General features: G+C 33.6%; 21 protein-coding genes. 10 read left to right on the top strand and 11 right to left on the bottom strand.

The annotated features are described in order from the left end of the window. Positions 1-158 precede the first annotated feature (158 nt). On the bottom strand, positions 159-452 hold the full coding sequence (locus NAT47_RS09545) for an HU family DNA-binding protein (protein ID WP_250582214.1): 294 nt from the start codon (positions 450-452) through the stop codon (positions 159-161). Between the two features lie 132 nt (positions 453-584). On the opposite strand from NAT47_RS09545, the gene mutY reads away from it, so the two are divergent. The 4 genes from mutY to gldD are packed head-to-tail and all read left to right on the top strand — an operon-like array spanning position 585 to position 3,945. After that, the gene (mutY, locus tag NAT47_RS09540; protein WP_250582212.1) at positions 585-1,634 is read left to right on the top strand and encodes an A/G-specific adenine glycosylase; all 1,050 of its coding nucleotides are present in this window, start codon (positions 585-587) and stop codon (positions 1,632-1,634) included. 38 nt (positions 1,635-1,672) lie between these two features. Beyond that, positions 1,673-2,074, top strand: a complete 402-nt coding sequence (locus NAT47_RS09535; protein WP_111567417.1) for a single-stranded DNA-binding protein — start codon at positions 1,673-1,675, stop codon at positions 2,072-2,074. A 15-nt stretch (positions 2,075-2,089) separates the two neighbouring features. After that, on the top strand, positions 2,090-3,382 hold the full coding sequence (locus NAT47_RS09530) for a gliding motility-associated protein GldE (RefSeq protein WP_250582211.1): 1,293 nt from the start codon (positions 2,090-2,092) through the stop codon (positions 3,380-3,382). 2 nt (positions 3,383-3,384) lie between these two features. Next, positions 3,385-3,945, top strand: coding sequence for a gliding motility lipoprotein GldD (gene gldD / locus NAT47_RS09525; protein WP_250582209.1), 561 nt, complete (start codon positions 3,385-3,387; stop codon positions 3,943-3,945). Positions 3,946-3,981: 36 nt separating this feature from the next. Here gldD and NAT47_RS09520 read toward each other — a convergent pair whose 3' ends face one another. After that, the gene (locus NAT47_RS09520) at positions 3,982-4,350 is read right to left on the bottom strand and encodes a heavy-metal-associated domain-containing protein (protein WP_250582207.1); all 369 of its coding nucleotides are present in this window, start codon (positions 4,348-4,350) and stop codon (positions 3,982-3,984) included. Positions 4,351-4,460: 110 nt separating this feature from the next. Between NAT47_RS09520 and NAT47_RS09515 the strand changes: the two genes are divergently transcribed. After that, the gene (locus NAT47_RS09515; RefSeq protein WP_250582205.1) at positions 4,461-5,330 is read left to right on the top strand and encodes a DMT family transporter; all 870 of its coding nucleotides are present in this window, start codon (positions 4,461-4,463) and stop codon (positions 5,328-5,330) included. Between the two features lie 50 nt (positions 5,331-5,380). Here the strand turns inward: NAT47_RS09515 and NAT47_RS09510 are convergent, their stop codons facing one another. Both NAT47_RS09510 and NAT47_RS09505 read right to left on the bottom strand, forming a co-directional pair. Then, the gene (locus NAT47_RS09510) at positions 5,381-7,432 is read right to left on the bottom strand and encodes a M16 family metallopeptidase (RefSeq protein WP_250582203.1); all 2,052 of its coding nucleotides are present in this window, start codon (positions 7,430-7,432) and stop codon (positions 5,381-5,383) included. 13 nt (positions 7,433-7,445) lie between these two features. Beyond that, positions 7,446-8,771, bottom strand: a complete 1,326-nt coding sequence (locus NAT47_RS09505; RefSeq protein ID WP_250582201.1) for a M16 family metallopeptidase — start codon at positions 8,769-8,771, stop codon at positions 7,446-7,448. Positions 8,772-8,948: 177 nt separating this feature from the next. On the opposite strand from NAT47_RS09505, the gene rplU reads away from it, so the two are divergent. Continuing rightward, on the top strand, positions 8,949-9,371 hold the full coding sequence (gene rplU, locus NAT47_RS09500; RefSeq protein WP_250582199.1) for a 50S ribosomal protein L21: 423 nt from the start codon (positions 8,949-8,951) through the stop codon (positions 9,369-9,371). 19 nt (positions 9,372-9,390) lie between these two features. Next, a complete protein-coding gene (rpmA, locus tag NAT47_RS09495) occupies positions 9,391-9,651 on the top strand; it encodes a 50S ribosomal protein L27 (RefSeq protein ID WP_073582069.1) in 261 nt (86 codons plus the stop codon). A gap of 65 nt (positions 9,652-9,716) precedes the next feature. Here rpmA and dgt read toward each other — a convergent pair whose 3' ends face one another. The 5 genes from dgt to NAT47_RS09470 all read right to left on the bottom strand — a co-directional run bounded on the left by dgt (position 9,717) and on the right by NAT47_RS09470 (position 15,782). Continuing rightward, positions 9,717-11,057 (bottom strand): dGTP triphosphohydrolase, encoded by a 1,341-nt coding sequence (dgt, locus tag NAT47_RS09490; RefSeq protein ID WP_250582305.1) that lies wholly within the window; start codon positions 11,055-11,057, stop codon positions 9,717-9,719. 36 nt (positions 11,058-11,093) lie between these two features. Beyond that, positions 11,094-11,318: a hypothetical protein gene (locus tag NAT47_RS09485; protein WP_250582198.1), complete on the bottom strand. Its 225-nt coding sequence runs from the start codon at positions 11,316-11,318 to the stop codon at positions 11,094-11,096. Between the two features lie 109 nt (positions 11,319-11,427). After that, on the bottom strand, positions 11,428-13,863 hold the full coding sequence (locus NAT47_RS09480) for a ribonucleoside-diphosphate reductase subunit alpha (protein ID WP_250582196.1): 2,436 nt from the start codon (positions 13,861-13,863) through the stop codon (positions 11,428-11,430). 107 nt (positions 13,864-13,970) lie between these two features. Then, on the bottom strand, positions 13,971-14,948 hold the full coding sequence (locus tag NAT47_RS09475) for a ribonucleotide-diphosphate reductase subunit beta (protein WP_250582194.1): 978 nt from the start codon (positions 14,946-14,948) through the stop codon (positions 13,971-13,973). Positions 14,949-15,215: 267 nt separating this feature from the next. After that, a complete protein-coding gene (locus NAT47_RS09470) occupies positions 15,216-15,782 on the bottom strand; it encodes a DUF3109 family protein (RefSeq protein WP_026725987.1) in 567 nt (188 codons plus the stop codon). Between the two features lie 332 nt (positions 15,783-16,114). Here NAT47_RS09470 and NAT47_RS09465 point away from each other — a divergent pair, with 332 nt between their 5' ends. From NAT47_RS09465 to NAT47_RS09455, 3 genes are read left to right on the top strand one after another with little or no spacing between them, the layout of a single operon-like run. Then, positions 16,115-16,696: a MarC family protein gene (locus NAT47_RS09465; RefSeq protein ID WP_250582192.1), complete on the top strand. Its 582-nt coding sequence runs from the start codon at positions 16,115-16,117 to the stop codon at positions 16,694-16,696. 12 nt (positions 16,697-16,708) lie between these two features. Then, entirely contained in the window at positions 16,709-16,906 is a 198-nt protein-coding gene (locus tag NAT47_RS09460) for a hypothetical protein (RefSeq protein WP_231842459.1), read from the top strand. After that, positions 16,906-17,514, top strand: a complete 609-nt coding sequence (locus NAT47_RS09455) for an FAD-dependent oxidoreductase (RefSeq protein WP_250582190.1) — start codon at positions 16,906-16,908, stop codon at positions 17,512-17,514. The genes NAT47_RS09460 and NAT47_RS09455 overlap by 1 nt, the downstream gene beginning before the upstream one ends. A gap of 4 nt (positions 17,515-17,518) precedes the next feature. Here NAT47_RS09455 and NAT47_RS09450 read toward each other — a convergent pair whose 3' ends face one another. Both NAT47_RS09450 and NAT47_RS09445 read right to left on the bottom strand, forming a co-directional pair. Next, positions 17,519-18,034 (bottom strand): hypothetical protein, encoded by a 516-nt coding sequence (locus tag NAT47_RS09450; RefSeq protein ID WP_250582188.1) that lies wholly within the window; start codon positions 18,032-18,034, stop codon positions 17,519-17,521. A 12-nt stretch (positions 18,035-18,046) separates the two neighbouring features. Then, entirely contained in the window at positions 18,047-19,615 is a 1,569-nt protein-coding gene (locus NAT47_RS09445) for a S41 family peptidase (protein ID WP_250582186.1), read from the bottom strand. Position 19,616: the final 1 nt, after the last annotated feature.

Raw genomic sequence — 19,616 nt, 5'->3', positions numbered from 1 at the left:
ACTTTTTTTTAAAAAAGAAAAAGTAGTTTTAAACTACTTTTTCTTTTTATGACGGTTTGCTCTCGCTCTTTTTTTACGTTTGTGAGTTGCTACCTTATGTCTTTTTCTTTTTTTACCACTTGGCATAACATTTTGGTGTTTAGATTAATAAATAGTTTTTATACTGTAACTTCTGTTTTTTCTTTAACGCTTTCAACAAACACTTTAGCTGGTTTAAAAGCCGGAATATTGTGAGCAGGGATTTTGATTGTTGTGTTTTTAGAGATGTTTCTTCCTGTCTTTTCAGCTCTCGTTTTAATAATAAAACTTCCAAAACCTCTTAAATAAACATTGTCACCTGATTCAAGCGAGTTTTTTACTTCTTCCATAAAAGACTCTACAGTTGCTTGAACATCACCTTTCTCAAGTCCTAATTTTTCTGAAATTTTCGCTACGATGTCTGCTTTCGTCATTTTCTTTCGTATTTATATTTATGTGTATTTTTTTGAGTTTGCAAATATAAGAATTAAAAAAACAATAATTCAACCTTAATTGATTAAATTTTAATTACTAAAGATTTATTTTTGCTGTCCCAATACAAAATCATGGAATTCAGTAACTCTTTAATTCATTGGTATTTACAAAATAAGCGCGACTTACCATGGCGAAATACAACCAATCCATATTGGATTTGGCTCTCAGAAATCATGTTGCAACAGACGCGAGTAGCACAAGGTTTACCTTATTTTTTGTCATTTACCGAAGCCTTCCCAACCGTTTTCGACTTAGCTAATGCCGATGAAGAACAAGTTTTAAAATTATGGCAAGGTTTAGGTTATTACTCCAGGGCAAGAAATTTACACACCACAGCAAAACATATTGCTTTTGAATTAAATGGCGAATTCCCATCTACTTATAAAGATTTATTACAATTAAAAGGTGTTGGTGAATATACTGCTGCCGCTATCGCTTCTTTTTCATTTGATGAACCGGTAGCAGTTTTGGATGGCAATGTGTTTCGCGTTTTGAGTCGTTTTTATAATGTTGAAAGCGATATTTCGTTGCCCAAAACTAAAACCGAATTCCAACAATTAGCACAAGAAGTATTAGATAAAAACAATCCTGCCTTATTTAACCAGGCAATTATGGAGTTTGGTGCGCTTCAGTGTGTTCCCAAGAATCCTGATTGTGAAACTTGTGTTTTAAATTCGAGTTGCGCCGGACTACAATTTAAAAAAGTAAACAAACTTCCGGTTAAAACTAAGAAAACGAAAGTCACACCTCGTTTCCTAAATTATTTAATATTAAAAGATTCAAATGCTAATTTCATTATACAAAAGCGTGAAGGAAAGGGGATTTGGGAAAACTTATACGAATTTCCAGTATTTGAAACCGAATCACAATTATCGGAAAATGAAATCATAAAAGAAGTTTCCAATATGGAATTTTTCAACTTAAAACCAATTGATGTTGTATCGCTACATGAAGATGTGATTCTCCACAAATTATCGCACCAACATCTAAATATTCGCTTTTTTGAAGTGCAATTCGACTCAAAATTACCTGATTCAAAACCAATTACAGAAATAGAAAAACTACCTTTTCCTATAGTAATTCACAATTTTATCGCTACAAATTATTGTAATTCACTTTAAATTAGTATTTTTGATTAACCCTAATAAATATATAAGCCATGAACGGAACATTAAACAAGGTTATTTTGATAGGTCATTTAGGTGACGAAGTTAAAATGCATTACTTTGAAGGCGGTAATTGTATCGGACGTTTTCCTTTAGCGACAAACGAAGTCTACATTAACAAAACCACTGGAGAAAAAATCACTTCTACTGAATGGCATAACATTGTTGTTCGAAACAAAGCCGCTGAAATTTGCGAAAAATACCTTTCTAAAGGCGATAAAATTTACATTGAAGGACGAATCAAATCGCGTCAATGGCAAGCTGAAGATGGCGCTACAAAATACACTACTGAAATTCAGGTAACAGAATTCACATTCTTAAATACCAAAAAAGAGACTGATTTAAGTAAGTCTTCTTTACCAACAGGTAGCGCTCCTGATGATTTTAATGTTTAACTAAATTGATTTGATTTGGATCCTGACCCGGCCAGTTTACTTCATACGATTGATTTTGAATTCCTTCTCGGAATAGTAGTAATAATTATTTTGCTAGCTTGCTCTGCCTTTATTTCAGGTTCTGAAGTAGCGCTTTTTTCATTGTCTCAGAAGGATGTAGATGAAATTCAAAATAAAGATTTCAACAAGGGAACTCTAATTGCAAGGTTATTAGAAAAGCCGAAAAAGTTGCTTGCTACTATTTTGGTAGCCAATAATTTTGTGAATATCGCCATTGTTATTATTTTTTCTTCTTTTAGTGAACGATTGTTTAACGGTATTGAATCTTCCGTTTTACGGTTTGTTTTAGAAGTAGTTGTAGTGACCTTTTTTATCTTACTTTTTGGAGAAGTTTTACCTAAAATTTATGCGAACCGAAACAATATGGTGTTTGCTCAAAATGTGGTTATTCCAATTTCGATATTGAATAATGTATTGTCTCCAATTAGTGTTCCGATGCGAAACGGAATTCTTTTTATCGAGAAGAAGCTCAATGTTCAAAAAGGAAATTTTTCGGTTGACCAACTTTCACAAGCGCTAGAATTAACCTCTCAAGCCGATACAACTGATGGGGAGCAAAAAATTTTAGAAGGGATTGTGTCTTTTGGAAATACTGAAGTTCGCCAAGTTATGAGCCCTAGAATAGATGTTTTTGCTCTTAATTTAGAAGAAACCTTTAGTGAAATCATTCCAAAAATTGTAGAAAAAGGCTACTCTAGAATTCCAGTTTACAGAGAAAATATCGATCAAATTGAAGGTATACTTTTCATCAAAGATTTAATTCCTTACATCGACAGCGAAGATTTTAATTGGACCGAATTATTGCGAGAGCCATTCTTTGTACCAGAAAGTAAAAAATTAGATGATTTATTGAAAGATTTCCAAGGTATGAAAAGTCATTTAGCCGTTGTGGTAGATGAATATGGCGGTACCTCTGGAATCATTTCCTTAGAGGATGTTTTAGAAGAAATTGTGGGTGATATTAGTGATGAATTTGACAACGAGGATGCTATTTATTCTCAAATAGATGATAAAAACTTTCTATTTGAAGGCAAAATAAGCTTAAAAGATTTTTACCGCATTTTGGATCTTGATGAAAGTGAGTTTGAAGATCAAAAAGGAGAAGCTGAGACTCTTGCGGGATTCCTTTTAGAACTTTCGGGAAATTTCCCTAAAAAAAATCAGAAAATAACGTTTCATAATCTTAATTTTACCATCGAAAATGTGGATAAGAGAAGAATAAAACAAATAAAAGTTACGTTATTGTAATTATGATACAAAATATAATAAAATTAAGTTGTTTGGGATTGTTTTTAGTATTGGTTTCTTGTGGAGAGGATATCTTACCAAAACCAAAAGGCCAACTGAGTTTGGAATATCCAAAGGCCAAATATTCTAAATTAGAATCGAATTGTTCCTTTACTTTTGAGAAAAACAATTTAGCCTTGATTAAAGATAAATCGTGTGCTTTCGAGATTAATTATCCAAAAATGAAAGCCACCATTTATTTAACACATAAACCCGTTAATAATGACATCGATAAATTATTGCGTGATGCTCAAACATTAACTTATAATCACGTGGTTAAAGCAGATGATATTTTAGAACAACCTTTCATAAACGAAAAGAAAAAAGTATACGGAATGTTTTATGAAGTAGGTGGAAATGCAGCAACTAATGCACAATTCTATGCTACCGATAGCACCAAAAACTTCATTGTGGGAAGTGTCTATTTTTATGCAAAGCCTAATTTTGATTCCATTTTACCAGCCGCACAATATCTAAAAGAAGATATGCGCAGGATAATGGAAACTTTGGAATGGAAACAATAAAAAAAACGCCCTGAGATAATCAGGGCGTTTTTTTTATTACATTTTTTTCGACTCCGTTACCTTGTAAGAATCACCGCCAGCAACAGCTTCAATGGTTTTAGTTAAGGATTCTAACGATTGTTTTTCAGCATCGAATTTTACAGTTGCAATTTTAGTATCGAAATCCACAACAGCTTGCCCAACTCCTTCTTGTGCTGCTAATTTGTTTTCAATAGTTTTAGCACAACCCATAGCGCAAGTCATTCCGTCGATAGTAAAACTTGCTGTTTGCATTTTAGCTAAATCTGCTTCTGAAACGGCTTCTTTTTTTACTTCTTCAGCTACTACTTCTTTGTTTTCTTGTTTACAACTTACTAATGAAAGCATCATTAAAAGCGCTAAACCAATATTTTTTAAATTTTTCATATCAATAAATGTTAAATTAAAAGTCTCTAAATAAAGACTATGCAAAATTACAAAAATTCATAGTGCTATTTTCAAAATAAAGTCTGAATTTTGACGCACAAAATAGTACTATGGAAAACAATTCAACAAAATGGTATTTATTAGGCTTTTTAGGTTGTGTTTGGGGAAGTTCTTTCATCTTAATGCAATTGGGTTTAAAAGGTGTAAATTCAGTACAACTAGGTAGTTTACGAGTCATATTTGCAGCTTTATTTTTGATTATTGTTGGATTTAAACAAATTCCTCAAATCCCTTTATATAAGTGGAAATATATTGCATTAACTGCTTTATGTGGAACTTTCATTCCTGCTTTTCTTTTTGCTTTTGCTTTAACGAAAATCGACGGCTCTATAAGTTCGATTTTAAATTCCTTAACACCGTTAAATACCTTATTGGTAGGATTACTTTTTTTCGGCATGAATGTACAACGAAGCCAGGTTTTTGGGGTAATTATAGGATTTATTGGTTGTGCTTTATTAGTTTTATTTGGTGATGGAGAAAATACTACTGAGAACTACTATTATGCTTTAGTAATAGTGATAGCCTCTATTTTTTATGGTGTTAATGTAAATTTAATTAAAAAGTACTTATCCGATTTAAAACCTTTAACTATTAGCACAGGAAACTTTTTAATCATGTTTTTTCCAGCTTTAATTGTTTTATATTTCACGGGTTTTTTTGATATAATTCAGGAAACTAAGGTTCAGGCTTCGTTAGGCTATATTGCTATTTTAGGAATTGTGGGAACAGGATTTTCAAACATTTTATTTTACAAATTAATTCAATTATCATCACCGGTTTTCGCCTCATCGGTTACCTACATAATTCCTGTAGTAGCGTTTATTTTAGGTTTTTTATTTATGAATGAAACCTTATCTATTATTCAATTGTTAGGAGCTTTGATTGTATTAATTGGTGTTTATTTTTCGAGTAAGAAATAAAAAAAGCACTCTATTTCTAGAGTGCCTTTCCTATTTTATAACTAATTTAATTATTTGAAATCGGCATCTGTTACCCCTTCATTAATTTTAACTTCTGATGTAATCAATTCGATTTCAATACCTACATTCATGATTGTTTTGTAAGGGAATTTCAATCCTTTCACATCTTTATAATCCTGATAATAAGTTGTTTGTGTCATTTTTTGACCTCTTTGCTCTAACTCTTGAGCTTCAGCAACTTTAAATCCAGTTTTCACATCATAGTAATAAGTAGATTTTCCACTCTTAATAGCATAAGCATCAGCGCCATTGATGTTTTCAATTCCAGTTAGAGTTACCGCTTTATCTGTTACTAGAGACAATTCTTTAAAGTTACCTGCCATAGCTTGCATGTCTTTTAAGTCCTGATCTTTAAAATCAACTCTTTGACCTTGTTGCACAGCATACGCTTCTTTTTCATTAACTACTTGCTTCATCATAGTAGAACCCATAGCTTTCATTTCAACACTCATTTTCTTTTGAGCTGTTTTAGTAACTAATTCTAATGGCATTCCTTGAACAGTTCCAGAAGAAAACGTAACTAATGTTTTTACGTTTTTAACCGCTTTTTCTCCACCAATTGCGTTAATATAGTTGTTTAATACCGTTTGAGCTGTTACACCTGCAGGAATAGGTTTTTTAACTTCCGGTTTTTCTGCTGGATTTCCATATTTATCAAAATAGAAAATTGGTAATTTTTCTCTTTTGCTCATTACTTCTAATCCAGGCAAAACATCTGCCGCTTTTCCTACAATAACCACTCTTGTATTATCTGATAAGAAATATTTATTTGCTGCATTTTTAATATCCTCAGCCGTTACTGCGTTGATGTTTTTGATATAGTTTTCGTAAAAATCATCAGGTAAACCTTGAGTTTCTTTATTTAAAGCGTAACCTGCTATAGTTGAAGGTTTTTCAATTTGCATTACAAAATTACCTACGTATTTAGCTTTAGCATTTTTCAAATCTTCTTCAGAAACTAATTCTGTTTTGATTCTTTTCAATTCATTGAAGAATTCAACAACAGCACTATCTGTAACTGTATTTCTTACTGAAGCACTAGAACGGAATTTATTGATATATTTTCCAGCCCCAATAGAAGAGTATGCGCCATAAGTCCAACCGTGTTTTTCACGTAAGTTTAAGAATAATCTTCCTTCTCCACCACCACCTAGAATTTGGTTAGCTAAAAGAACTGAAAAATATTCTTTATCGGTCATTTTCAAGTTTGACAAATTCACTAAAGCAATTTCTGACTGAACAGCATTTGGTGCGTCTATGAAATTAATTTGACTGTATTGAACGTCTTTTGGAGTAGAATAAGTAAATACAGGTGCTTTAGCTTCTTTCCATTTACCAAAAAGTTTTTCAACTTCTTTTTTAATTTCTTTGAATTTAACATCACCAACAATTACCAAGTAAGCATTTGCTGGCACAAAATAATTGTTGTAATTGATAATAACATCGTCCAAAGTAACATTTTTCAATGTTTCTTCGCTTGTAAATTCACCTCTATAATGTTCTTTTCCGAAAACTAAAACATTTTCAACTCTACGAGCAATCGCAGAAACACTTTTTTCATCGGCTTTTAATCCTTCAATAATTTTTTCTTTTTCTTTATCGAATTCACTTTGGTCAAACAATGGATTTAAAGCGCCATCTGCCATTAATTCCAAAATTCTCTTTGAATATCTTGAAAGTCCGTTTGCATAAGCTCCAGAGGCATAAAAATTGATATCAGCTCCTAAAAAGTCGATTTCTTCATTGAAAGCATCTTTACTGATTTTTTTTGTACCATTTCCAAGCATTCCGCTTAAAATATCAGAAACTCCTTTTTTATTTCCTTCTGCATAAGGTGCATTATCCAATGTAAGATTGAAAGAAACGCGAGGTAATTTATGGTTTTCCACCACTAAAACTTTTAAACCATTTTTGAGAACAAAGCTTTGAGGCTTGTTAACGTTAATTGCTGGAGCAGGTCCTGGTTTAGGTTGCGGTCTGTCTTGTGCTTGCATAGTTATTGTTAAAAATAAACTGGCTGCTATGTATAAAAATTTTTTCATAATTCTTCAAATCTTAGTTTTGTGCTTTATCTTTAGCAGGAACATATTCTAAAATCATTCTTTGGTTAGAGCCTAGATATTTTTTAGCCACGTCTCTAATTTCCTCTCTTGTGATAGAACGATAAATATCAATCTCGGTATTGATCAAATTGATATCACCATACAACATATAATACGTTGCCAAATTATCCGCGATTCCTTCAACAGAAGCATTACTGCTTACATAATTACTTTCAAATTTGTTTTGAAGTTTTTGGTAATCTTTTTCCGAAATTAATTCGTTTTGCATTTTCACGATTTCTTCATCAATTTCTTTTAAAATAGATTCCATTGTGTTGCTTCCCATTGGTAAACCGTAAATCAAATACATTCCGTAATCTTCTTGACTGTAATTGAATGCTCCAATTTGTAAAGCCATTTTCTTATCGTCTACAATTTTTTTGTAAAGTTTAGAACTTTTTCCATCTGACAAATAAGTTGAAATCATATCTAAAACTCTAGCTTCTCTAGATTTCATCGAAGGAGTTCTGTAAGCCGATACCAACATTGGAATTTGGATGTTTGGATCTTGCCAAGTGGCCTTAAATTCTTCAGTAATTGGTGCTTCTTCATATTTTTGACGTGTTACAGGCGCTCCTTTTGGGATTGGACCAAAATATTTTTTAATCCATTCTTTTGCTTGATCTTTGTCAAACTGACCTGCAACCACTAATACCGCATTGTTAGGTACATAGAATTTCTTATTGAAAGCTAAGAATTCATCTAAAGTAGCAGCGTCTAAATGCTCCATCTCACCAATGGTTGTCCAACGGTAAGGATGCACTTTAAACATGTTTTCTTTAACAGCTTTAATTAAGTTACCATAAGGCTGATTGTCAACACGTAATCTTTTTTCTTCTTTAACAACCTCGTTTTGTGTATCAACACCTACTTGGTTAATAACAGGATGCATCAATCTTTCTGATTCCATCCAAATCGCTAATTCTAAGTTATTAGATGGAAAAACCTCGTAATAATACGTTCTATCGTCTGTTGTGTTCGCATTATTGTTTCCTCCGTTTGCTGTTACAATTTTAAACCAATCACCACGATTGATATTTTTTGTTCCTTCAAATAAAAGGTGTTCAAAAAAGTGAGCAAAACCAGTACGGTTTGGTTGTTCGTCTTTTGCCCCTACATGATACATTACAGAAGTAATAACCACAGGTGCAGAATTATCTTGATGTAGCACAACGTGTAAACCATTGTCTAAATCAAATTCCTCAAATGTTACTTTTTGAGCAGTGGCAGTTCCGCCAAGCATAAGTGCAGTACCCAAAGCCATTAAAGATTTTTTCATACGTTATTAATTTGTTTGATATAATTCTTAATAAGACGCAATTTCATGATTTTGTTACATTTTTTAAGAAAAAAAATATTTTCATCTGTAATTTTACTTTTTATGGAATAGATAGTTGTTTGGTTTAGAAATTATTGTATATTTGCAACCTTAAATTTTTTAACTAAAATCATTGTTATGTACGCAATCGTAGAGATAGCAGGGCAACAATTCAAAGTAAGCAAAGACCAAAAGGTTTATGTTCACCGTTTAGCTTCAGAAGAAGGAGCTAAAGTTTCTTTTGACAAAGTACTTTTGTTAGATGAAAATGGAACTGTAACTTTAGGCGCCCCAGCTGTAGAAGGTGCTTCAGTAGAAGCCAAAGTATTACAACACTTAAAAGGTGACAAAGTAATTGTTTTCAAAAAGAAAAGAAGAAAAGGTTACAAAAAGAAAAACGGTCACAGACAATCATTCACTCAAATTTTAATTGAAGGAATCGTTGCTGCTGGTGCTAAGAAAAAAGCTGCTAAAAAAGAAGTTGAAGTTGAAGTAACTGAAGCTACTGAAGAAGTTAAGCCAAAAGCTAAAGCAACAAAAAAACCAAAAACTGAAGAATAACATTTAAAAATATTACGTCATGGCTCACAAGAAAGGTGTCGGTAGTTCGAAGAATGGTAGAGAATCAGAATCGAAACGTTTAGGCGTTAAGATTTATGGTGGTCAAGCTGCTATTGCTGGAAACATCATTGTAAGACAAAGAGGTTCGAAGCACAACCCAGGTGAAAACGTTTACATGGGTAAAGATCATACTTTACATGCTAAAGTTGATGGAGTTGTAAAATTCCAGAAAAAAGGAGAAAACAAATCTTATGTATCTGTAATTCCTTTTGAAGCTTAATAAAATCTTATTTTGCAACATAAAAAAACCTCTCAGTTGAGAGGTTTTTTATTTTTAAACCATTCCTATTTATTTGCTTGAATGGTTTTATATAACTCCAACGCCTTACCATCTGTCAATAAAGAAACGAAATGACAAATATGCAACAATCTATCGTAAAGGTTTTCCTTTTGAAATTGGAAACGTTCTGGCAATAACTCCAATAACAATTCATCGTAATTAGAAGCTGTTCCGTTTACTTTTTTGTTATAAGCCGTACAAAATGCATCCAATAAATTATTGATGATTTTATACCCCATTACTTCCTTCTGAATTACTTCTTTACTTTGGTATACGTTTTTAATACTAATTTGAATGATGTCGTTCATTTGCGCTTTGTACTGACTTTTATCCATCAAGGCAAATGTAAATTCTCCAGCTAAAATAGCTTTTTCATTTTCCATAAAAATCGCTACCGCATCATTGATTAAACTTCCAATGGCTAAGGCACGCAAATAACTTATTCTATCTTCTTTAGTGATGAGTTCGTTGTATTTTTTGGTATCGATTCCGTTTTTGACAAGTTTGATTAGATATTCTAATGCATATTCTTCTGGAATCCAGCCTAAGTTAATTCCGTCTTCAAAATCGATGATGGTGTAGCAAATATCATCAGCCGCTTCTACTAAATACGCTAATGGATGACGTTCAAAACCAATATCGTTTCCTGATTTATTCGAAATTAAACCTAACTCATTAGCAACCTCAGCAAAGAACTCTTTGTCTTGCTGGAAAAAACCATATTTTTTATCACAGATTTTTTGCGTTGGTTTTTTTGGCAAACTTTCTTTCGGATATTTCATAAAAGCACCCAAAGTCGCATACGAAATACGCAATCCGCCTTCGATTCCTTCTCGAGAAGCCGCCAACACTGAAAAACCATTAGCATTTCCTTCAAAATCGATTAAATCTTGCCATTGTTTTTCGGTTAATTGGTCTTTGTATTGCAATCCGTTTCCGGTTTTGAAATATTCTCCAATCGCTTTTTCTCCTGAATGTCCGAAAGGAGGATTTCCAATATCATGTGATAATGCCGCAGCAGCCACAATCGCACCAAAATCATTGGCTTGATAGCCGTGAACTTCTTGTAAATGCGGATATTTTGCAATGATTTGCTTTCCAACCAAACGCCCTAAAGAACGCCCAACAACAGAAACTTCCAAACTATGTGTTAGTCGGTTGTGAACGAAATCGGTTTTGGAAAGTGGAATGACTTGCGTTTTATCTTGCAAACTTCTAAAAGCGGCAGAAAAAATAATTCGGTCATAATCGACTTCAAAGCCTAAACGGGTGTCGTCTTGCTCTTTTCGTAAACGTTTACTGGTGTCGCCTTGTCTTTTTAAGGACAATAATTGTTCCCACTGCATCATAAGATTCTAGATTGAAGATTGCGGATTTTTATATTACTCTTTTTCGTTAGCTAAGAAGAAATTTCTCGATTTTTTTGGATACTGATTATAACTTTTATCACTCGGATTTACAATAACCGATTTGATGTTGATTTCATCTCCTACTTTGAAGTTTTTCTCTGTGTATTGGTAATCCAATAAGTATTCACCGCAGAAATAATTTCCATCTGCATCTTTTTCTATAATTCCCGTGTAAATTCCCTTTTTATCTTTTGACATAATTGTATTTTTTTCAAATGTACGAATTGGATTGTAATTATTTAAAACAAAAACAGCCATCGGGTGATGACTGTTTTCTATATTCTATTTTCTATGTTCTTTTATCTAATTAAGAACCACACATTTCACAATCTTCTGGACCAGCGTTTCTAGCCATTTCGATCATGGCTCTGTATTCTTCAGCTGACATTTCTGCTGGTTCTTCTAAAACGGCAATAGCTTCTACTTTTTTCACTTCAACATGTTGTTCTTTCACTTCAATTGGAGCTTCTTTTTTGTCGTTATTTAAAGTAAACTTAATCGCATCCACTGCAGCTTTTGTTCTTAAATAGTACATTCCCGTTTTTAAACCTGATTTCCAAGCGTAGAAATGCATCGAAGTCAATTTCGCATAGGTAGCATCTTGCATAAACAAGTTTAACGATTGCGATTGGTCAATAAAATAACCTCTTTGACGCGACATATCGATAATATCTTTCATCGACATTTCCCAAACTGTTTTGTACAATTCTTTTAAATCAGCAGGAATTCTTTCAATGTGTTGCACCGAACCATTGTGACGCATGATTTCTTGCTTCAATGTTTCGTTCCACAAACCTCTTTCTACTAAATCGTTCAATAAGTGTTTGTTTACCACGATGAACTCTCCAGAAAGCACTCTTCTTGTATAAATATTGGAAGTATAAGGTTCGAAAGCTTCGTTATTTCCTAAAATTTGAGAAGTTGAAGCCGTTGGCATTGGTGCTACTAATAATGAGTTTCTCACTCCATTTGCCATTACTTCTTTTCTTAAACTTGCCCAATCCCAGCGACCTGATAAATCTTCGTCTTTTAAGCCCCAAAGGTTGTGTTGGAATTCTCCTTTAGAAATTGGCGAACCTTCAAAAGTTGAATACGGCCCTTCTTCTTTTGCCATTTCCATAGAAGCGGTAACTGCTGCGAAATATAAAGTTTCGAAAATTTCTTGGTTTAATTTTTTCGCTTCGTCACTTGTAAACGGCATTCTCAACATAATGAAAGCATCCGCTAAACCTTGCACTCCTAATCCAACTGGACGATGGCGCATGTTTGAGTTTTCCGCTTCTTTTACTGGATAGTAATTTCTATCGATTACTTTATTTAAGTTGCGAGTAACGCGTTTTGTTACATTGAATAACAATTCGTGATTGAATGTTCCGTTTTCCACAAACATTGGTAACGAAATAGAAGCCAAGTTACATACTGCAATTTCATCTGGAGAAGTGTACTCCATAATTTCTGTACATAAGTTTGATGAACGGATAGTTCCCAAATTCTTTTGGTTCGATTTTCTGTTCGCCGCATCTTTGTACAACATATAAGGCGTTCCTGTTTCGATTTGAGATTCAAGAATTTTTTCCCAAAGTTCACGAGCCTTGATAGTTTTTCTACCTTTTCCTTGTGCTTCGTAAGAAGTATATAAAGCTTCAAATTCTTCACCATAAACTTCATCTAAACCTGGACATTCGTTTGGACACATTAACGTCCAAGTGGAATCTTCTTCCACACGTTTCATGAATAAGTCTGAAGTCCACATCGCGAAGAATAAATCTCTCGCACGCATTTCTTCTTTTCCGGTGTTCTTTTTCAAATCTAGGAATTCGAAAATATCAGCATGCCAAGTTTCTAAATAAATAGCGAAACTTCCCTTACGTTTTCCTCCACCTTGATCTACGTAACGAGCGGTATCATTGAAAACACGTAACATTGGAACAATTCCGTTTGAAGTTCCGTTTGTTCCACGAATGTACGAACCTGTTGCTCTAACGTTATGAATAGCCAAACCGATTCCTCCCGCTGATTGCGAGATTTTTGCTGTTTGTTTTAACGTATCATAAATTCCGTCAATACTATCATCTTGCATCGTTAACAAGAAACAAGATGACATTTGAGGTTTTGGAGTTCCGGCGTTGAATAAAGTTGGAGTAGCGTGTGTAAAGAACTTTTTCGACATTAGTTCGTAAGTTTCAATCACTGCTTCTAAATCGTTAAGATGAATTCCGACTGAAACACGCATTAACATGTGCTGTGGACGCTCTACAATTTTTCCGTTGATTCTTAATAAATACGAACGTTCTAAGGTTTTGAAACCAAAGTAATCGTAATTGAAATCACGATTGTATATAATGTGAGAATTTAAAAATTCTGCATTAGCCTGAATAACTTCATAAACCTCATCCGAAATCAAAGGTGCTGGTTGATTGGTTCTTGGGTTTACGTAGTGATACATTTCACTCATCGTTTCCGAGAATGATTTGTTGGTATTTTTGTGTAGGTTAGAAATCGCAATACGAGCCGCTAGTTGGGCATAATCTGGGTGAGTTACCGTCATGGAAGCTGCGGTTTCAGCTGCTAAATTATCTAATTCAGAAGTAGAAACTCCGTCGTATAATCCTTCAATTACACGCATTGCTACTTTCACAGCGTCTACCATGTCATTTAATCCATAACATAGTTTTTTAATTCTATCCGTGATTTTGTCAAACATTACTGGCTCCTTATGGCCATCTCTTTTTACTACATACATATGTTTTTAGTTTTTTGAAAACAGACAATCCCTTCCCTGCTTTCGGTTAATAATTATTGAACAAAAGCGCAAGTCTCCCGACATTTTATAGCGCTTCATATTTAATTTTAAAAATCAGCGTCAAAACTAATTTTATTTGAATCTGCATCGGAATTCATTACACCGGCTTTTTGATATTCAGCAACACGTTTTTCGAAGAAATTCGTTTTTCCTTGTAACGAAATCATATCCATGAAATCAAATGGGTTTGAAGAATTATACACTCTATCACATCCTAATTCTACTAATAATCTATCCGTAACGAATTCTAAATATTGCGTCATCAAAGTCGCATTCATTCCAATTAAACTCACCGGTAGCGATTCTGTGATGAATTTTCGTTCAATATTTAATGCATCAACGATAATTTCTTTGATTCTTGCTTTTGGCACTTTATTTACAATGTGATGTGTATGTAAGTGAACCGCAAAATCACAATGCATTCCTTCATCACGAGAAATTAATTCGTTTGAAAACGTTAATCCTGGCATTAATCCACGTTTTTTCAACCAGTAAATCGAACAGAATGAACCTGAAAAGAAAATTCCTTCCACAGCTGCGAAAGCAATTAATCTTTCTGCAAACGAATCCGATTCGATCCATTTTAAAGCCCATTGTGCTTTTTCTTTAATCGCTGGAAACACTTCAATCGCATGGAATAACTGATTTTTCTCTGCTTCGTCTTTCACATATGTATCAATTAACAACGAATACGTTTCACTGTGAATGTTTTCCATCATAATTTGGAAGCCATAGAAGAATTTCGCTTCTGGATATTGTACTTCATTAACAAAGTTTTCTGCTAAGTTTTCGTTTACAATTCCGTCTGAAGCTGCAAAAAATGCTAAAATATGTTTGATGAAATATTTTTCATCGTCATTTAATTTATTGTTCCAATCGTTTAAATCTTGATGCAAATCAATTTCTTCTGCTGTCCAAATACACGCTTCTTGTTTTTTGTACCATTCCCAAATATCTTGATGTTTGATAGGAAAAATGACAAATCGATCTTTGTTTTCTTGCAAAATAGGTTCCACTATAGACATAGCTATTTGATTTTAAAAATGTTAATGATTGGTTAAATTGACTTATTTGGGGATTACAAAGTTTGTCATTTGAAACGAGAAATGAAAGTCAAACTTATTCACAATTGGAGCAAGTTTTTAACAAAGCTGATAATTGTCAGTAAATTAATATAGGTTTTTAAAATACTGTAAATCAATAAGTTAAAAACCAATAAAACAACTGTTAAATCCTTGTAAGCAACTGAAAAATAAGCGACTCACGAGTGTTTTTAATCGATAAAAATGAGATTATTTTTTTAACTCTTTTGCCACTTTGTCTAATTCGTCAAACCATTGTTGTCCGAATTTTCTAACTAGTGCTTCTTTCACAAATTGGTACACCGGAACTCCTAATTCTTGTCCTAACGAACACGCGTCATCGCAAATGTGCCATTTGTGGTAATTCACTGCTGCGAAATCCGAATATTCTTTAATTCGAATTGGATATAAATGACAAGAAACTGGTTTTTTCCAATCTACAATTCCTTGATTGTAGGCTTGTTCGATTCCACAAAGTGCCGTTTTTCCGTCGAAAATTACATAAGCACAGTCTTTTCCGTCGATAAGTGGTGTTTCTAATTCACCAAAATCGGAAACTACGTGCGTTCCTTGTTCTTCAATGGCTTTAATTCCTTCAGGACGAAGAAAGGGTTTTACTTTTGGAAAAATTTCAGCTAAAATTTTGGTTTCTTCCTCATCTAAAGGAGCACCCGCATCGCCATCCACACAACAAGCACCTTGACAAGCTGACAAATTGCAAACGAATTCTTTTTCTAAGATTTCTTCGGAAACGATGGTTTTATTTAACTGAAACATATTGGGTTTATTTTAAAGTGCAAAGATACGATTTTGAATTTAGATTTTCGGATTTAAAATTGAACTTGATATAGGCACGCGGATGACACAGATTCTACGAAGCGCGAATGATGACGGATTTTTTGTAAAACAAAGTTTCACAGAGTTCTTTTGTGTTTCTTTGCGAAAAACTTTGCGACTTTGCGTTTAAATCTTCACATTGCTTTGAATTTGAACTTGATATTGAACTTGCTCTTGTTCTTGATTTTTGACCTTGCAATTGATAATGTATCGTTAAATTAGAAACGTTCTTGATTCAATATCCTTATATTTGCACAAATATTCAGCGTTTTATGGAATTCGGAATCAATTGGAAAGACATTTTTACCATCAGCATGATTTTATTTGCTGTGATCGATATTGTGGGAAGTATTCCTATTATTGTTGATTTACGTAGTAAAATGGGGCATATTCAATCGGAAAAAGCGACAATTGTAGCGGCGGTGATTATGATTGCCTTTTTATTTGTGGGAGAAGAAATTCTGAAATTGATTGGTATTGATGCGAATTCGTTCGCAGTTGCTGGTTCGTTTGTCTTATTTTTCCTTGCCTTAGAAATGATTTTAGGCATTCGATTATACAAAGAAGACAATCCGAGTACGGCTTCGATTGTTCCGATTGCGTTTCCATTGATTGCTGGAGCGGGAACGATGACAACGATATTATCGTTACGTGCTGCTTATGACAAAATCAATATTATCATAGCGATTATTATAAATGTAGTAGTTGTTTATGGTGTTTTGAAATCTTCAGGTAAAATCGAAAAATTACTTGGAACCAATGGTTTAGGTGTGATTCGCAAGATATTTGGCGTGGTTTTATTGGCGATTGCAGTAAAATTATTCGCCGCGAATGTTAAAGGATTATTTATTTAGAGAATATACAAAATGAAAATTTTTACTTATGTGGCAGTTGCCATAGCTTTAGTTTTAATTGTTTTTAATCTTTTTCAAATTGATTATAGCAATCCATTTGAAGGAAATAGCACGATTGCCATTATTGGTGTTGTGGCTGGAATTTGTGCAATTCTATTATTAGTGTTATTGCGTTTTTCAAAAATGATTGAAGAAAAAACCAAACAATAATGCTTGACGTTTTAATTATTGGCGCTGGAGTTTCAGGCGTTTCGTGTGCTTTGATTTTGGGTTCAGCCCAAAACAAACCGTTTGCAATGGATAAAAAGATTGCGATTGTAGCACATCAAAAAGCGTCTTCACTACAAAATGCCATTTTTAATAACGCATACGGAATTCCCGCAGGGAAATTAGGCAGTGAATTGTTGGAAGAAAGTTTGGAACATTTGACCAACTCATATCCGCACGTACAACAAATTCATGGTGAAAAAGTGCTTTCTATTTCTGGTGAAGCAGGAAATTTCACAGTTACTACCAACAAATCTTCACTTCAAGCTAAAATTATAGTTATTGCTATTGGTGCTGGAAATCCATTTACAGTTGAAGGTTTGGAATCGTTTGTAATGCCACATCAAAAAGCCGCTCCTGAGAAAAATAGAATCCAATTAAAAAATACAGACCACCTGGTTGCTGAAGGTATTTACGCAGCTGGAGTTTTAGCTGGGCATAGAAGTCAATTAAGTATCGCCGCTGGTAGTGGTGCTTCGGTTGCAACGGATATTTTAACGTTTTGGAATAACGGAAATCCGGTGCAGGTGCATGATGTTTTGGAGAAATAGCTTTTTATTCTTCTGAATCGTCTTCTTCATCATCAAAATTCATTCCTTCTAAAAAATCATCCCAATTGATTGGATCTTGATAATCATTTGGATCAGGTGGAATAGCTCCTGGTGGATTGAACAATTCCCATTCGTCCCAATAATAATTACTCTTGTCAAAACTAGCTACCCAATTAATAAATAATTCTCTGAATTCGTCGATTTCTTTTCTAATCAACGTAACATAATCGGTATCTTTAAAAGAATCGTGAAATCGCAAACTTCCTACTTGAACATATAAATGCATCGCATGATCTCTAATGATAGCCGCATTTTGCATTCGTATGCTGTACATATCTCCGCCTTCAGCACCCGCAATTTTAGCACAAATTATCGCAGCATCATCTCGCATCATGTATTTTGTGGCATTTAAATACTCGTCTTCTTCACTAATGGTATTTAAAAGACTATTGACCAAATCTAAAATTAATTCGGCTTTTTTATAAATTGGTAAATCGAATAATTTATCTCTTCTACTCATTTTAAAGACATTTTACTTACGCAACACCTTATTGACCATATTGTCTTTCTTTAAAATCAATTGGTAATACGCTTTTTCGTTAAACAGTTGACGTACAAATTCTGCTTGAAGATAGAATAACACTTTTTCTTTTTGATTCTCTAAATTGAAAAGCAAACCGCCTTTTGCCATGTAAGCCTTAAAGTTATTGAAATAATTTCCGGAACGAATTTCTTTTTCCAAAGCTTCCATCGAAATCTTTTCAAACTTTTTGCGGTTTTGATCCAATTGTTCAAATACAAAATAGTTTACTAATCCAGATTGCATCAACATAGTTAAACCTTCTGCGCCGTGGGAATCTTCTAACGGAACAAAAATGTCAGGCATAATTCCGCCACCACCATACACGATGCGACCTTTCTTTGTTTTGAATTTTAGACTATCTGCGATTTTGGCTTTATCTTTTTCGTACAATTCACCACTTTCAAAACGTTTATCGAATTCGTTAAAGTAATTTTCACCTTTGTCTTCATACGGTTTCTGAATTGAACGTCCTGATGGTGTGTAATATCTGGCAATAGTTAATCGTACAGCCGAACCGTCACCTAATGGCATTTCGCGTTGCACTAATCCTTTTCCGAAAGAACGTCTTCCGTAAACCAAACCTCTGTCGTTATCTTGAATGGCTCCTGCTAAAATTTCACTTGCAGAAGCACTATTTTCATTGATTAAAACACTGACTTTACCGGTTTCAAAAATCCCTTTTTCAGTGGCTAACGTGCTTTCGATTTTATCTTTTTTATTTTTCGTTTTAACGATTAACTCTTTGTTTTTCAAGAATTCGTCTGCAATTGCAACGGCTGATTCCAAATAACCACCACCATTATCACGTAAATCAATAATAATATGTTTTGCACCTTCTTTTTTTAATTGGGTTAAACCCGATAAAAATTCGTCGTAAGTTTTCTCAGCAAAGCGATTGATTTTGATGTAACCCGTAGTTTTATCCACCATTTGCGAAACATCTACACTTTTGATTGGAATAACATCACGAGTAACGTTTACGGCGAATTTCTTTTTTTCAGATTTTCTGTAAACGGTTAGTTTTACATTAGAACCTTGTTCGCCTTTTAAGATAGAAAACAACGTATCGGTTTCTAATTTTTTGTTGTACAATTGTAATTTATCCGCGAAAAGAATTCGGTCGCCCGATTTTAAACCCACTTTTTCTGAAGGACCGTTTGCAATAGGTTTTATAACGGCTAAGGAATCGTTATACATGTAGAAATTGATGCCAATTCCAACAAAATTGCCACGCATTTCTTGCTCAACCGCTTCTAATTGACTTTTGGGAATATAAACCGAATGTGGATCGAGTTTTTCTAAAATGCCATTTACTGTTAAATCGACAATAGAATCTGTATTTAAACTGTCAACATATTCTTTTTCGATGAAATCGATAAGTTTATTCAGTTTATTTTTATTGGCATTTCGGTTTAAGAAAGCTGTTTCTGTAGAAGGATTGAGTTTACTTCCCAATAACAAACCTACCGCAACAGCTACTGCGATTACAATTGGAAAATATACTTTATTCATTTTCATT

It is taken from the genome of Flavobacterium fragile (assembly GCF_023634865.1).
Taxonomy (GTDB): Bacteria; Bacteroidota; Bacteroidia; order Flavobacteriales; family Flavobacteriaceae; genus Flavobacterium; species Flavobacterium fragile.
The sequence above is the reverse complement of the archived record's forward strand: the minus strand, read 5'-3'. Positions and strand labels throughout refer to the sequence as shown.

What these genes read in the sequence shown, in the direction of transcription:
- dgt (WP_250582305.1), bottom strand. Translation starts at nt 11,057, where the DNA reads ATGCAGTGGGAACAATTATTGTCCTTAAAAAGACAAGGCGACACCAGT.
- NAT47_RS09545 (WP_250582214.1), bottom strand. Translation starts at nt 452, where the DNA reads ATGACGAAAGCAGACATCGTAGCGAAAATTTCAGAAAAATTAGGACTT.
- NAT47_RS09515 (WP_250582205.1), top strand. Translation starts at nt 4,461, where the DNA reads ATGGAAAACAATTCAACAAAATGGTATTTATTAGGCTTTTTAGGTTGT.
- NAT47_RS09505 (WP_250582201.1), bottom strand. Translation starts at nt 8,771, where the DNA reads ATGAAAAAATCTTTAATGGCTTTGGGTACTGCACTTATGCTTGGCGGA.
- NAT47_RS09475 (WP_250582194.1), bottom strand. Translation starts at nt 14,948, where the DNA reads ATGTCTATAGTGGAACCTATTTTGCAAGAAAACAAAGATCGATTTGTC.
- NAT47_RS09480 (WP_250582196.1), bottom strand. Translation starts at nt 13,863, where the DNA reads ATGTATGTAGTAAAAAGAGATGGCCATAAGGAGCCAGTAATGTTTGAC.
- NAT47_RS09450 (WP_250582188.1), bottom strand. Translation starts at nt 18,034, where the DNA reads ATGAGTAGAAGAGATAAATTATTCGATTTACCAATTTATAAAAAAGCC.
- NAT47_RS09470 (WP_026725987.1), bottom strand. Translation starts at nt 15,782, where the DNA reads ATGTTTCAGTTAAATAAAACCATCGTTTCCGAAGAAATCTTAGAAAAA.
- mutY (WP_250582212.1), top strand. Translation starts at nt 585, where the DNA reads ATGGAATTCAGTAACTCTTTAATTCATTGGTATTTACAAAATAAGCGC.
- NAT47_RS09485 (WP_250582198.1), bottom strand. Translation starts at nt 11,318, where the DNA reads ATGTCAAAAGATAAAAAGGGAATTTACACGGGAATTATAGAAAAAGAT.
- rpmA (WP_073582069.1), top strand. Translation starts at nt 9,391, where the DNA reads ATGGCTCACAAGAAAGGTGTCGGTAGTTCGAAGAATGGTAGAGAATCA.
- NAT47_RS09460 (WP_231842459.1), top strand. Translation starts at nt 16,709, where the DNA reads ATGAAAATTTTTACTTATGTGGCAGTTGCCATAGCTTTAGTTTTAATT.
- gldD (WP_250582209.1), top strand. Translation starts at nt 3,385, where the DNA reads ATGATACAAAATATAATAAAATTAAGTTGTTTGGGATTGTTTTTAGTA.
- NAT47_RS09535 (WP_111567417.1), top strand. Translation starts at nt 1,673, where the DNA reads ATGAACGGAACATTAAACAAGGTTATTTTGATAGGTCATTTAGGTGAC.
- NAT47_RS09520 (WP_250582207.1), bottom strand. Translation starts at nt 4,350, where the DNA reads ATGAAAAATTTAAAAAATATTGGTTTAGCGCTTTTAATGATGCTTTCA.
- rplU (WP_250582199.1), top strand. Translation starts at nt 8,949, where the DNA reads ATGTACGCAATCGTAGAGATAGCAGGGCAACAATTCAAAGTAAGCAAA.
- NAT47_RS09455 (WP_250582190.1), top strand. Translation starts at nt 16,906, where the DNA reads ATGCTTGACGTTTTAATTATTGGCGCTGGAGTTTCAGGCGTTTCGTGT.
- NAT47_RS09510 (WP_250582203.1), bottom strand. Translation starts at nt 7,432, where the DNA reads ATGAAAAAATTTTTATACATAGCAGCCAGTTTATTTTTAACAATAACT.
- NAT47_RS09445 (WP_250582186.1), bottom strand. Translation starts at nt 19,615, where the DNA reads ATGAAAATGAATAAAGTATATTTTCCAATTGTAATCGCAGTAGCTGTT.
- NAT47_RS09465 (WP_250582192.1), top strand. Translation starts at nt 16,115, where the DNA reads ATGGAATTCGGAATCAATTGGAAAGACATTTTTACCATCAGCATGATT.